The 13,975-nt window shown below is 39.4% G+C and carries 13 protein-coding genes; 10 read left to right on the forward strand and 3 right to left on the reverse strand.

The features are described from left to right. Window positions 1-46: 46 nt before the first annotated feature. From E6C50_RS11545 to E6C50_RS11555, 3 genes are all read left to right on the forward strand, one after another. A complete protein-coding gene (locus tag E6C50_RS11545; RefSeq protein ID WP_136403381.1) occupies window positions 47-1,153 on the forward strand; it encodes a glycosyltransferase in 1,107 nt (368 codons plus the stop codon). Further along, on the forward strand, window positions 1,144-1,710 hold the full coding sequence (locus tag E6C50_RS11550) for an RNA polymerase sigma factor (RefSeq protein WP_136403382.1): 567 nt from the start codon (window positions 1,144-1,146) through the stop codon (window positions 1,708-1,710). Before E6C50_RS11545 ends, E6C50_RS11550 begins: the two co-directional genes overlap by 10 nt. A gap of 164 nt (window positions 1,711-1,874) precedes the next feature. Then, complete coding sequence (locus tag E6C50_RS11555; RefSeq protein WP_136403383.1) at window positions 1,875-2,696, forward strand: energy transducer TonB; 822 nt, start codon at window positions 1,875-1,877, stop codon at window positions 2,694-2,696. Between the two features lie 98 nt (window positions 2,697-2,794). Here the strand turns inward: E6C50_RS11555 and nhaA are convergent, their stop codons facing one another. Beyond that, window positions 2,795-3,946 carry a Na+/H+ antiporter NhaA gene (gene nhaA / locus E6C50_RS11560; protein ID WP_136403400.1) on the reverse strand — a complete coding sequence of 384 codons (1,152 nt, stop codon included), beginning with the start codon at window positions 3,944-3,946 and terminating at the stop codon, window positions 2,795-2,797. A 171-nt stretch (window positions 3,947-4,117) separates the two neighbouring features. On the opposite strand from nhaA, the gene lipA reads away from it, so the two are divergent. Genes lipA through E6C50_RS11575 form a run of 3 tightly spaced genes read left to right on the forward strand, consistent with a single transcriptional unit; the run spans window position 4,118 to window position 8,254 of the window. Further along, entirely contained in the window at window positions 4,118-4,990 is an 873-nt protein-coding gene (gene lipA / locus E6C50_RS11565; protein WP_136403384.1) for a lipoyl synthase, read from the forward strand. A 31-nt stretch (window positions 4,991-5,021) separates the two neighbouring features. Continuing rightward, entirely contained in the window at window positions 5,022-6,026 is a 1,005-nt protein-coding gene (gap, locus tag E6C50_RS11570) for a type I glyceraldehyde-3-phosphate dehydrogenase (protein ID WP_136403385.1), read from the forward strand. 35 nt (window positions 6,027-6,061) lie between these two features. Then, window positions 6,062-8,254: a tetratricopeptide repeat-containing hybrid sensor histidine kinase/response regulator gene (locus tag E6C50_RS11575; protein WP_136403386.1), complete on the forward strand. Its 2,193-nt coding sequence runs from the start codon at window positions 6,062-6,064 to the stop codon at window positions 8,252-8,254. On the opposite strand, the gene E6C50_RS11580 is transcribed toward E6C50_RS11575, so the two are convergent. Further along, on the reverse strand, window positions 8,251-9,063 hold the full coding sequence (locus E6C50_RS11580; protein ID WP_136403387.1) for a purine-nucleoside phosphorylase: 813 nt from the start codon (window positions 9,061-9,063) through the stop codon (window positions 8,251-8,253). The genes E6C50_RS11575 and E6C50_RS11580 overlap by 4 nt on opposite strands. Next, complete coding sequence (lpxK, locus tag E6C50_RS11585) at window positions 9,035-10,057, reverse strand: tetraacyldisaccharide 4'-kinase (protein WP_136403388.1); 1,023 nt, start codon at window positions 10,055-10,057, stop codon at window positions 9,035-9,037. The genes E6C50_RS11580 and lpxK overlap by 29 nt, the downstream gene beginning before the upstream one ends. 106 nt (window positions 10,058-10,163) lie before the next feature. Here lpxK and E6C50_RS11590 point away from each other — a divergent pair, with 106 nt between their 5' ends. Genes E6C50_RS11590 through rluF form a run of 4 tightly spaced genes read left to right on the forward strand, consistent with a single transcriptional unit; the run spans window position 10,164 to window position 13,829 of the window. Further along, on the forward strand, window positions 10,164-11,258 hold the full coding sequence (locus E6C50_RS11590; protein ID WP_136403389.1) for a Nif3-like dinuclear metal center hexameric protein: 1,095 nt from the start codon (window positions 10,164-10,166) through the stop codon (window positions 11,256-11,258). A 3-nt stretch (window positions 11,259-11,261) separates the two neighbouring features. Then, window positions 11,262-12,041 carry a zinc ribbon domain-containing protein gene (locus E6C50_RS11595; RefSeq protein ID WP_136403390.1) on the forward strand — a complete coding sequence of 260 codons (780 nt, stop codon included), beginning with the start codon at window positions 11,262-11,264 and terminating at the stop codon, window positions 12,039-12,041. A gap of 33 nt (window positions 12,042-12,074) precedes the next feature. Next, complete coding sequence (locus E6C50_RS11600) at window positions 12,075-12,932, forward strand: alpha/beta hydrolase (protein WP_136403391.1); 858 nt, start codon at window positions 12,075-12,077, stop codon at window positions 12,930-12,932. 54 nt (window positions 12,933-12,986) lie between these two features. Continuing rightward, on the forward strand, window positions 12,987-13,829 hold the full coding sequence (rluF, locus tag E6C50_RS11605; protein ID WP_136403392.1) for a 23S rRNA pseudouridine(2604) synthase RluF: 843 nt from the start codon (window positions 12,987-12,989) through the stop codon (window positions 13,827-13,829). Window positions 13,830-13,975: the final 146 nt, after the last annotated feature.

A 13,975-nucleotide genomic window follows, 5' to 3' on the forward strand; every position in this document is an offset into this window, starting at 1 on the left:
TGATTCGTACCTTTGTCGCTTCATTAATCATCATGATGAATTGCATATGTTAACAATTCTACTCTATCTTTTTATCGGAATTATTGCCATCCAGATTTTCTATTATTTGATCGTTTTCGGCAAATTTGCATTTGCACCGGCACAAAAAATCACCTCAAAACGCATTCCGGTTTCGGTAATTGTATGTGCTAAAAATGAAGCTGAAAACGTGGCTAAATACATCCCGCTTTTAGCCGATCAGAATTATCCCGACTATGAGATTGTATTAATTGACGATGCTTCCAGCGACGATACTTTGGAGATTTTTGAAGCGTTTGAGAAACAATATTCCAACATCCGACTGGTAAAAGTTCAGAATAACGAAGCCTTTTGGGGAAATAAAAAATTTGCCCTCACACTTGGAATCAAAGCGGCCCGAAAAGAATATTTACTTTTTACAGATGCTGATTGTTATCCGACTTCCAAGGATTGGATTACCCAAATGACCTCTCAGTTTACCTTACATAAAACCATCATTTTAGGATATGGTGCTTACGAAAAAATTAAAGGATCCTTTTTAAATAAGATTATCCGTTTTGAAACACTTTTAACGGCGGTTCAGTATTTTTCGTGGGCCAAAATGGGCAAACCCTATATGGGAGTGGGCCGAAATCTGGCTTATAAAAGAGAAGAATTTTTCAAAGTAAACGGTTTTATGGATCATATGAAAGTACGCTCCGGCGATGATGATCTGTTTATCAATCAGGCGGCAAACCGCAAAAATACAGCGATTTGTTACAGTCCGGAAAGCTTTACCATTTCGGCTCCCAAAACAAGCTACAAAACCTGGTTCCAGCAAAAACGACGTCATGTTTCGACAGCGTCCTATTACAAAAGCTTTGATAAATTCCAATTGGGACTTTTCTTTTTCTCACAACTTTCCTTTTTTATACTGGCCATTTTATTACTGGCCTTCCAATTTCAATGGATGATTGTAGCCGGATTAATCGTTGTCCGTTATATTTTCACCTGGATCACGTTGGGTTATGCTTCGGGTAAATTGCATGAAAAAGATGTGATGTATTGGTTTCCGATTATCGAATTAATCCTTATCTTCACACAACTAAACGTGTATTTTACCAACTCTTTCTCAAAACCGGTACATTGGAAATAAATTCGGAAATAATTCAAAAGAATATTGAAAAAGCAAAAGCCGGCGATCAGGTAGCTTTTACGTTTTTACTGGATTTTTTCTGGAATGAGATCTACGGATTTATGTTAAAACGTACGGAAAACGAAACCGATACGGAAGACATCGCCATCGAAACGTTTGCCAAAGCTTTTGATAAAATCACCTCCTATAATCCTGAATTCGGATTTAATACCTGGTTGATTGCCATTGCCAAAAATGTACATATCGACATGCTGCGCAAAAAGAAATCGGCTTTATTTTTAGGTACCATCGACGAAGAAAATCAACAGGCCTATAATGTAATCGACTCCACTCCTACTATTGAAGATGAGATTATTAAAGAGCAAAATCTGGCGCGGTTATTACAATACATTAAAGAATTAAAACCCGCTTATCAGGAAGTCATTCAATTGCGGTATTTCCAGGAGATGACCTATCAGGAAATAGCCGATCAGTTGGAAGAACCGTTGAACAATGTAAAAATCAAATTGCTCCGGGCGAAAAAACTACTGGCGGAAATCATTCAGCAGAAAAAATAATTTTAATTTTCGCAACCCAACCTCTAAAAAAACTTAAAATTCATTTACGAAATATCAAATAAGAAAAATATTTCTCACTTTATTAACATTTGAAATACTAATACTACAACAAATAACGTTATACAGGTATATACCACTATATTCTAACCTTAAACTACGTTATCATGTCTAAATTAAACATCTACGAAACCAAATGGATCGATTTGGTTTTTGAAGGCCGTAACAAAGCGTACGGCGCCTATCAATTACGAGCCGAAAATCCAAAAACAACACTAAAAGCTTTGTGTGCTGGTGTTTTACTATTGAGTTCTGCTATTGCCGTTCCGATTATTGTGAATTCACTTAACAGTAGAAACGATATGGCGGATAACATTCCAAAAATATTCAACGATCCCATTGTTATTGTGGATCTTACACCAATACAACCAAAAAAAATAGAGGAACCGAAATTGGAAACAACACCTTCCGATCCGGTAAAAAAAATAAAATATGTTGGGTTTACACCGGTTGCCAAAAATCAGGCGACTCAGGAAGTTCCCACCAATGAGGAGTTAAAAAATGCCGCTATCAGTACTGAAAACAGTGAAGGAACCAGAACCACCACCAGTCTTAGTGTTGCTTCACAGCCAACCGGGAATGGAAACGGAACCGGAACGGAGGGTACAAACACGATCAACTCCACCTACGAGCTGGAAGCCTTACCACAATATCCGGGCGGAATCGACGCTTTTTTAGCCACCATTGGCAAACGTTTTAAAACGCCCGAAATGGACGAATTAAAAACCTTTAAAGTAATGGTGTATTTCGTCATCGAAAAAGACGGTAGCTTATCCAATATCCGGGTAACACGAGATCCGGGATATGGTTTGGGTAAAGAAGCTATTCGGGTGTTAAATTCCATGACTACCAAATGGACACCGGGCTACCGAAACGGTCAGCCGGCACGAACCGCTTATAATCTTCCGATAACCGTGAATGTTAATTAAGAAGTAAGAGAAAAGAGAAAAGATGCTATATGTAAAAGCCTGTCCGATATACATCGGACAGGCTTTATTGTATTGTTTTACTGTAGGTAACGATATTTTTATACGACTTCTTTTTTAGAATCCAGTGAAAACTTCAGAAATACAAATCCGATAATTCCGGCCACCAGTGACGAAATCAGGATGGCAATTTTGGAAATCGTAATATCTTCAGCCTGCGATTTAAACGCCAGTAAGGTTATAAATATCGACATCGTAAAACCGATACCAGCGAGAAAACCGGTTGCCAGTATTTGTTTCCATTTTAAATCGTCCGGTAGTTTACAAATCCCGACAGCTACTACCGCAAAACTGAATAAAAATATTCCCAGTGGTTTTCCGATTACCAATCCCAGGAAAATCCCGATACTGTTTTCGTGTACCAATCCTTCCACCCAATCGTTTCCGATTACAATGGCCGTATTGGCCAAAGCAAACAACGGCAGTATAAAAAACGCTACCGGTTTATGTAAAGCATGTTGCATTTTATAGGAAATTGTTTTTTTACCGCCATCACCAAAAGGCACCACAAAAGCCAGTAACACACCGGTTATTGTGGCGTGAATTCCGGAATTGAGCATAAAATACCACATCAACACACCTCCTAAAAGATACGGAAACGGATTATTCACTTTTAAACGATTAAAGACAAACAGCACCGCCATGATACCCAATGCAATTCCTAAATTCAGCAATGATAAATGATCGGTATAAAAAATAGCGATTACCAAAATGGCGCCCAAATCGTCGATTACAGCTAAGGCCGTCAGAAATACTTTTAGCGACAACGGCACCCGACTCCCCAACAGCGACAATACCCCTAACGCAAAAGCAATATCGGTAGCCATTGGAATTCCGGCACCCGCCTGTGTTGGCGTACCGTGATTAAAAATCATATAAATCGCCGCAGGAACCACCATACCGCCCATAGCGGCAAAAATGGGTAACATTGCATTTTTGATATTCGAAAGTTCTCCTTTGTATATTTCCCGTTCCAACTCCAGTCCGATCAGAAAAAAGAAGATCGTCATCAAACCATCATTTATCCAATGTTCAAACGAATGTGATCCCAATTCGAAATGCCAGATACTCTGATAAAATTCCTGTAATCCGGAATTGGCCAGTAGTAGCGAAATCAGGGTACAAAAGATCAAAACAATCCCGGAAGATTTTTCGTTATCAAAAAACTCGGTAAACAATTTGGTAGTTTTCATCATGCTTAGAATAAATTAAACGGCTTTTTATCGATAATTACAAAGATACAATTTTTAAAATAAAGCCATTTTCGGACAATTTCCTGATCGGTATTGTCTATTAAAAATGCGTTAAACGGACTATTACAAATAAACAACATTACGTATCTTTGCACTTCAAAATTATCAGTAATGGAAACTGTTTTAGACACGAATATCCTTCCGACCGGAAAACCAAAATGGTTACGCGTAAAGCTACCGACCGGAAAAAAATATACCGAATTAAGAGGCCTGGTAGACAAATACAAGTTAAATACAATTTGTACATCGGGAAGTTGTCCGAACATGGGTGAATGTTGGGGAGAAGGAACCGCAACTTTTATGATACTGGGGAATACCTGTACGCGTTCATGCGGATTTTGTGGTGTAAAAACCGGGCGTCCGGAAACGGTTGACTGGGACGAACCGGAAAAAGTCGCGCGTTCGATCAAATTAATGAATATTAAACACGCAGTAATTACCAGCGTAGATCGTGACGATATTAAAGATGGTGGTTCCATTATCTGGAAAGAAACCGTAAAAGCCATCCGTAGAATGAACCCGGAAACTACTTTAGAGACCCTTATCCCGGATTTTCAGGGTATGGAACGTAATATCGATCGTATTGTAGAAGCCAATCCGGAAGTGGTATCTCACAATATGGAAACCGTTCGCCGTCTGACCCGTGAGGTTCGGATTCAGGCGAAATACGATCGTAGCCTTGCCGTACTGAAATATTTAAAAGATCAGGGCATCCGTCGTACCAAATCCGGTATTATGTTAGGTTTGGGCGAAACGGAAGAAGAAGTTATTCAGACAATGAAAGACTTACGCGAGGCGAATGTAGACATTGTAACCATCGGGCAATACCTGCAACCGAGTAAAAAACATTTACCGGTAAAAGAATTTATCACACCGGAACAATTTGCCAAATATGAGACCATCGGTAAAGAACTTGGATTCCGCCATGTAGAAAGCGGTGCTTTGGTACGTTCGTCCTACCATGCTCAAAAACACATTTTATAAATACGGTCAACCCACAATATACGGACACTCAATGAATCCAAAAATTAAAATTGCCATTAATGGTTTTGGCAGAATCGGGCGTAATCTGTTCCGATTATTGTTAAACCATCCTGCCATAGAAGTCGTAGCGATTAACGATATTGCCGACAACAGGACGATGGCACATTTGATCAAATATGACAGTATACATGGCGTACTTCCCAATACGGTTACGTTTGATGAAACGTCCATTAGTATCGATGGCAAAGCTTTTCCATTTTTCCACGAAAAAGAAATTTCGAAATTAAACTGGAAACCGCTGGATGTGGATATTGTGGTAGAAGCTACCGGAAAATTCAAAACCTATCCGTTGGCCGAAGCGCATATTACGTCGGGCGCCAAAAAGGTGATTCTTTCGGCTCCGGCTGAAGACGATACCATCAAAACTGTAGTATTGGGTGTAAACGACTTTATTCTGGACGGTACCGAACGTATTATTTCCAATGCCAGCTGTACGACGAACAACGCTGCCCCGATGATCAAGGTGATTCAGGAATTATGTGGAATCGAACAAGCCTATATTACGACAGTACACTCCTATACGACCGATCAGAGTCTGCATGACCAACCGCACAAAGACTTGCGAAGAGCCCGAGGCGCGGCACAATCGATCGTACCTACTACGACCGGTGCGGCAAAAGCTTTAACTAAAATTTTCCCGGAACTGGATGGAAAAATGGGTGGTTGTGGTATACGCGTACCGGTTCCCGATGGTTCGCTAACCGACATTACCTTTAACGTAAAACGTCAGGTAAGCATCGAAGAAATCAACGAAGCATTCCGAAAAGCATCCGAAACCACTTTAAAAGGTACATTATCGTATACCGAAGATCCTATCGTTTCGGTAGACATTATTGGTAATCCGACCTCCTGTTTATTTGATGCACAGCTAACTTCGGTAATCGATAAAATGGTAAAAGTAGTAGGCTGGTATGACAATGAAATTGGTTATTCATCCCGAATAATAGATTTGATCACACATACATATGCCAAATAATTAACTATATTTATACGGATTTTTTAAACAAAGAAATGAAGTATATCCTGCTTTTATTATTTTTTATAGGAATTCCCTGTTTTTCTCAGGAAAAAAACACCCCAATAAAAGTTGATAGCATTACCTATTATCTGGAGTTGTCTAATTTTCATAAAAACAATTACACCTATAATAAGGCATTAGAATTTGGTAAAAAAGCGGTTAATTATGCCACCCGAAACAATCTGGAAAAAGGTCTGGCCGACACCTATCTGGCCATTGGTGGCATTTACTATCAGTTAAAAAAGACGGATGACGCAATCGAAAACTTTATTCGAAGTCTGGCAATTTACAACAATTTAAAACCATCGTCCAACATTGCATTTTGTTATTACAACCTGGGATTGTGCTATCTGGACAAAAACAGTTTTGCGATTGCAGAAAATTATTTTGACAAAGCCATTTCCATTTACGAACAAATACAAATTCCCGACGCAATTGAGTTGATCAACCTGCAAAAAGGAATCATTTATAAAAAAAAGGGGAATATCAACCTGGCCACTGCCCTGTTCAAAAACATCATTTCCAAAAACAATATCGACAATCTTTTTGAAACAAAAGCTGAAGCCTATTATCAGCTGGCGGAAATCAACGAGCGGAACAACCCTAAAAAAGCCATCGATTATCTGGAAAAAGCCAATGCACTCACCAGCAATAATAATATTTCCCAAAAGCTGAAAATCATTCGCAAAATCAGTACGCTTTACAATAAAACCAACAGTGTCAACCAGTCCTTCTATTACCTGAAACGTTATGTTCATCTGAAAGATTCCCTTTCGGCAATTAACAACGACAGTATCGGTGAAGCCGCATTCGAACGCTATATTGCCAACGAGCAGCTGAAAACCATAGAAAAAATGGACAAGGAAAACAAGGAACAGGAAAAATCGATTAAGTTTTCCAAGTTAATCAGTATTCTAAGTATTGCGCTGATTTCCATTTTATCATTACTCAGTCTTTCGCTTTATAAAAACAACATCATCCGGAAGAAAACCAACCAGCTTTTAAAAGAGAAAAATCTGGAACTGGAAGTTCAGAAAGAACGTGCCGAGCGAGCCTCCAAAGCACGTTCCGAATTCCTGTCGACCGTGAGTCATGAGTTGCGCACGCCATTGAATGCGATCAACGGAATTACGCATATTCTATTGGAAGACAAACCAAAGGAAAGTCAGCTGACCTACCTGAATTCCTTGAAATTTTCCGGAAACTACCTGTCAACTTTTATCAACGATATCCTCGAAATCAACCGGGTAGAATCGAATGCTCTGGAAGTAGAACATATTAATTTTAACATCCGGGAATTGTTCCAGAACATCATGGATTCGTTTGTCGAGATCGCCAACAACAACAATGTCATTTGCCGACTTAACATCGAAGAAACCGTTCCGAGCTTCCTGATTGGTGATCCAACCAAGCTCTCACAAATATTGATCAACCTTATAAACAACTCGCTGAAGTTTACCAAAGACGGCGATGTTTGGGTTAATGTATTTCAAACGGGTAAAGACGGCAACTGTGTCGATCTGCATTTTGAAATTATCGATACGGGAATTGGAATCTTAAAAGAAAAACAGGAAACTATTTTCGACAGTTTTACACAAGGTTCGGTAGAGATTAACCGTAAATACGGCGGAACCGGATTAGGACTATCCATTGTTCGACGACTGGTTGAAATATTAGGCGGAAAAATTCACCTGGAAAGCGAACTGGACAAAGGTGCCAAATTCTATTTTGACCTGGCGTTCCCTATTGGCGAAGAAATTAAAGTGGAAAAGAAAACCGGATTGGGCTATGATGAACAATGGCTAATTGGCAGAAAAATCCTTTTGGTTGAAGACAACAAAATCAATCAGATGATCACTAAAAAAATGCTTGAACGTAAACAGATGGTTTGTACGATCATCGAAAACGGAGAAGACGCGATTGAACATTTGGAAAAACACCGAAACGAATACGATCTGGTATTAATGGATGTACATCTTCCGGGTATTAACGGAACGATTGCCACCGAAGAAATTCGCAAGTTCGATATGCAAACCCCGATCATTGCCTTAACAGCTATTTCACTCGATGAAAATCGCGAAATGCTACTTTCATATGGTATGAATGAGGTGATCACAAAACCCTTCGATCCGGAAAAGTTTTACGAGATTATTGCGACCACCATCATTTCAAGAAACGGCAATTAATAGGCCGTTATCAGATTTTGGATTAGATTTCGAACATGCGGTTCAGCTGCCTGCGCTGCTTCCAACACTTCATCATGTGTAATGGTATCGATACTGTGTTCATCGCCCATATCGGTAATTACCGAAATGCCAAAACACTCCATATTCATATGCCGTGCCACGATCACTTCCGGTACTGTTGACATTCCAACACAATCGCCGCCAACGGTTTTTACCATACGGTATTCGGCCAGTGTTTCGAAAGTTGGCCCTTGTAAGCCAAGATACACACCGTCCAGCACTTCAATTTCTAAAGTTGCGGCCAGTTCTTTTGCTTTGGCGATCATCTTACGGCTATACGGTTCGCTCATATTTACAAAACGCGGTCCGAAACGCTCGTCATTTTTTCCGCGCAGCGGATGTTCCGGCATCATATTGATATGATCTTTAATAATCACGATCGATCCTACTTTATAGTCCGGATTAACACCACCCGAAGCATTCGAAACGATTAATTTTTCCACTCCTAAATATTTCATCACACGAACCGGAAAGGTTACCTCTTTCATCGAATAACCTTCGTAAAAGTGAAAACGGCCTTGCATGGCTACCACTTTTTTAGTTCCGATAGTTCCGAAAACCAAAGCACCTTTATGCCCCTGAACGGTCGATACCGGAAAATTTGGAATCTCGTTATACGGTAAGATAAATTCAATTGTAATATCATTAGTGAATCCTCCCAGGCCGGAGCCTAAAATCACACCATATTCCGGAGTAAAATTTGTTTTTTCTTTAATGTAACTAACTGTTTCTTGTACTTGCTCCCACATAATCTAAAATAGTTTTATCAAAATCGTTTTCATTATTTAAAAATGCGCTAACGATGGGCAGGTAAAACAATTGCTCCGATGGCAATTTCCCTTCCAGTCGCACATAATCTTTTTCTGTTGTAATAATTTTTCTGGTTCCGGCTTTTTCCAGAATCGCAGCAATATCCTTGTCCGTAAAATGATGATGATCCGGAAAGGTCATACAATTGGACGCCTTTACTTTTAGGTGATCAAAAAAGGGTTGGGGTTTTGCAATTCCGGCTACCAGAAACAGGTTTTCCGGATCCAGGTCGGTAACTTTTAATATTGTTCTTTCCGAATAGACACTGTCGTCGTATTTAATATAGGTAAAAAACAACTGTTGGCAGGACTTGAGTTTTAGTCGTCCTTTTATTTCATTTTGCTGAATCTGTGTTAACGATGGTGGACATTTGGTTACCACAATAATCGCAGCACGCGCTACACCATCCCGGCTTTCCCTTAAATTTCCGGCCGGCAGGATCAGATCATCAATATACAAATCGTTATAGGCGGTTAGCAAGATATAAAATCCGGCTTTTACTTTACGGTGTTGGTAGGCATCATCCAGCAAAATCACTTCCGGTTTTACCAATTCCAGTAATTGCGTAATTCCGTTGGTTCGATTGGCATCAACCGCTACGTTTATATTCGGAAACTTTTTATAAAACTGATACGGTTCGTCTCCCAATATTTCCGCAGTAGCTGTGGTATCGGCCAAAACAAAACCTTCCGATTTACGTTTATAACCTCTGCTCAAAGTAGCTACTTTATAGGTACCGGACAACAATCGGATCAAATATTCGATTTGTGGTGTTTTACCGGTTCCACCAACACTAAGATTTCCAACGGCAATTACAGGTGTATTGAAAAAACTGGATTTTAGTATGTCTTTGTCATACAAAAAATTACGAACCCCGGTAACGCATCCGTAAAGGATGGAAAAAGGAAAAAGTATTTTTCGCAAAAAATTCATAGTACGAAAGTAGCTATTTTTTATCTTTGAAAATAACTTTTACCGTAAAGTTTAGCCGGTTTGGGCTTAAAACTAACGGTTCCATCCGCAAAATAAAACCGTTCTGATGAAAATAAAAGCAATACTCGACGTACTGGAAGAAATGGCGCCACTGGCCTATGCCGAAGACTTTGACAATGTGGGCTTACTCGTTGGCGATACCAATACCACTGCAACCGGTGTACTCGTTTGCCACGACGCACTGGAAAATGTAATCGACGAAGCCATCCGACGCGAATGCAATCTTATTGTTTGCTTCCATCCGATTTTATTTTCGGGTCTGAAAAAGATTACCGGAAAAAATTATGTCGAGCGTTCTGTTTTAAAAGCTATCAAAAATGATATTGCAATCTATGCCGTTCATACTGCGCTGGACAACCATCAGCAAGGCGTAAATAAAATCTTTTGTGATGCACTCGGACTTACCAACACCCGTGTATTGATTCCAAAAGCTAATTTTATCCAAAAACTGGTTACCTATACGATTCCGGAAAACGCGACAACACTTCGCAACGCGCTTTTTGAAGCCGGAGCCGGAAAGATTGGAAATTACGAAGACTGTGGTTTTACGTCACAGGGAATGGGTTCTTATATGGGTAACGAAAACAGCAATCCGGAAATCGGTGAGCGTTTTGAATTTGTAGAAGCAACCGAGATCAAAATCGAGGTAACCTTTGAAAAACACCTTCAGAGCAAAATTTTAAAAGCCTTATTCCAAAACCACGTTTACGAAGAAGTTGCCTATGAAATTTATGCGTTGCAAAATGCACATCAGAACATTGGCCTGGGAATGACCGGCAAACTGGAAAATCCGATGGATGAATCCGAATTCCTGCAACTGGTAAAAGACAAAATGCAAGCCGACGGTATCCGACATAGCGCCTTTACCGGTAAAAAAATACAAAAAGTAGCGGTATTGGGCGGATCGGGAAGTTTTGCGATTGGAAATGCTATTTCGGCTCAGGCAGATGCTTTTATCACAGCTGATTTGAAATATCATCAGTTTTATGAAGCCGAAAACAAGCTACTTTTAGCCGATATTGGGCATTTTGAAAGTGAAAGGTATACAAAAAACTATATAGTTGATTATCTTACGAAAAAAATTCCTAATTTTGCAATCATTTTATCGGAAGAAAATACAAATCCAGTTAAGTACTTTTAAAATATGGCAAACATCAAAGAACTAAGTGTAGAAGAGAAGTTACGAGCACTTTATGACTTACAGTTAATCGATTCACGCATTGATGAAATTAGAAATGTAAGAGGTGAATTACCTCTTGAAGTGGAAGATTTAGAAGATGAAGTAGCTGGATTAAGCACTCGTTTAGAGAAATTGAAAGCAGATTTAGAGACTATCGAAGAGCAAATCAAAGAAAAAAAGAATGCTATCGACGGTCATAAAGAATCGATTAAAAAATATACCGAACAACAAAAGAATGTTCGTAACAACCGTGAATTTAACTCTTTAACAAAAGAAGTTGAATTTCAGGAATTGGAAATCCAATTAGCGGAAAAACACATCCGTGAGATGAAAGCATCTATCGAGCACAAAAAAGAAGTGATCTCGCAAACAAAAGAAAAATTAGAAGGCAGACAATCGCACTTAAAACACAAAAAAGCGGAATTGGAAGACATCATGTCTGAAACCGAAAAAGAAGAAAACTTCTTATTGGAAAAATCAGCTGAATTTCAGGAGCAGATTGAAGAACGCTTATTAAATGCTTACAACAGAATTCGTACCAGTGTTCGTAACGGATTAGCAGTTGTTTCTATTGAAAGAGGAGCTTCTGCAGGATCTTTCTTTACAATCCCGCCACAAACGCAAATGGAGATCGCTTCCCGTAAAAAAATCATCACTGATGAGCACAGTGGAAGAATCTTAGTTGACAGCGCATTAGCAGACGAAGAAAAAGAGAAAATGCAACAATTATTCTCTAAAATATAAGTAATTTAAAGCCTCCAACCGGAGGCTTTTTTTATGAAACTGTTTGACAAAATATCCTATTTTATACTAACCAAATCCATTGGATTGTATATTAATCTTATGGGCTTTTTATTCCCCGAAAAAGCCACAAAACTGGCGTATCGCTTTTTTACAGAACCCAGGGATGGAAAACTCGACGCTACTAAAATCCCAAAAATACTGAGTGAAGCACATCCGGAAACGGTCGCTTTTGGTCAGCATCAGATTCAAACCTATACCTGGAAAGGAAATGATCATCGTATTTTATTAGTCCATGGTTGGGAAAGTAACGCCGCCCGATGGGAACGCTTTATCGGATGGCTTAAAAAATCGGGAAGCACTATTATTGCACTCGACGGTCCGGCTCAGGGATTATCCAGCGGAACCGAATTCAACATTCCCGAATATGCGCGCTTTGTAGACGCTATCATGCAGAAATTCAGCCCTACATCCATCATTGGCCATTCTATGGGTGGTGCAACCTGTATTTATTACCAGTATACCTATCAGAATCCGTTATTGGAAAAAATGGTCATTTTAGGTGCCCCAAGTGAATTTATGATTGTACTGAACAATTATAAAAAAACACTAAGTCTGAATAAAAAAGTATCCCGTCTTCTGGAAAAACGAATCATGGAGCGTTTTAATATCGATCCAAACGAATTTTCAGGCAAACGTTTTGTCTCCGGACTTAACCTTAAAGGCCTGATAGCTCATGACGAAGACGATACTATTGTTTCCTATAACGAAGGAAAACAGATCGCGGAAGCCTGGAAAACAGCCGAGTTTATCTCAACAAAAGGACTGGGCCACAGTCTGCACGACGATCAGCTTTACCAACGCATCTATCATTTTCTTTTTGAAGCCGATTAATCAATTCAGCGGCTATAAATTGTCATTCCTTATTATTTAGCGTATTTTTGCCAGATGGAAGAAAATTTAAAACGACTCAACAAATTCTTATCCGAAACCGGATTTTGCTCCCGTAGAGAAGCCGACAGGCTAATCGACGAAGGAAGAGTCACCATTAACGGAATAGTCCCGGAAATGGGCACTAAAGTCACTCTTGATGATGAAGTAAGAGTCGATGGTAAATTGGTTCGTGAAAAGACTGAAAAACCGGTATATCTGGCTTTTTATAAGCCGGTAGGTATTGAATGTACGACCAACCAATCGGTTCGCAATAACATTGTCGATTATATTAATTATCCGAAACGTATCTTCCCGATCGGACGTCTGGATAAAGCCAGTGAAGGTTTGATTTTTATGACCGATGATGGCGATATTGTAAACAAAATCCTTCGTGCCCGTAACAATCACGAAAAAGAATATATCGTAACTGTAAACAAACCCATAACCGATCGTTTTATACAACGTATGGGTAATGGAATTCCTATTTTAGATACGGTTACCAAAAAATGTAAGGTGGAACAAATCAGTAAATTTGTATTCCGGATAATCCTTACGCAGGGGCTGAACCGACAAATCAGACGAATGTGCGAATATCTTGATTATGAAGTAACCGCTTTAAAGCGTATCCGTATCATTAATATTACCCTTGATATTCCGGTAGGCCGATATCGCGACCTAACTGACGGTGAAATCAAAACCCTTAACGAACTGATTGCCCCTTCCAGCAAAACCGAAGAAGCTAGTTTACCCAAAGCAAAAGTGCAACAATCGACCACTCCTTCAAAGAGATCATTTAGTCCAAATAAAGGTGGTAGTAACAATCGAAATACTTCTTACAATAGAAATAAAAACAAATAACGTATTAAAAATAATCACTAAACCGGAGTTGTCTCCGGTTTTTTTATGTTTTGTTTGGAACACCTGCTACACCTGACAGGTTTTGTAAACCTGTCAGGTGTGACATCTATGGTCAGGAAAAAACAAAACCCCGGGAATCCGGGGTT

It is taken from the genome of Flavobacterium supellecticarium, from assembly GCF_004801375.1.
GTDB lineage: Bacteria > Bacteroidota > Bacteroidia > Flavobacteriales > Flavobacteriaceae > Flavobacterium > Flavobacterium supellecticarium.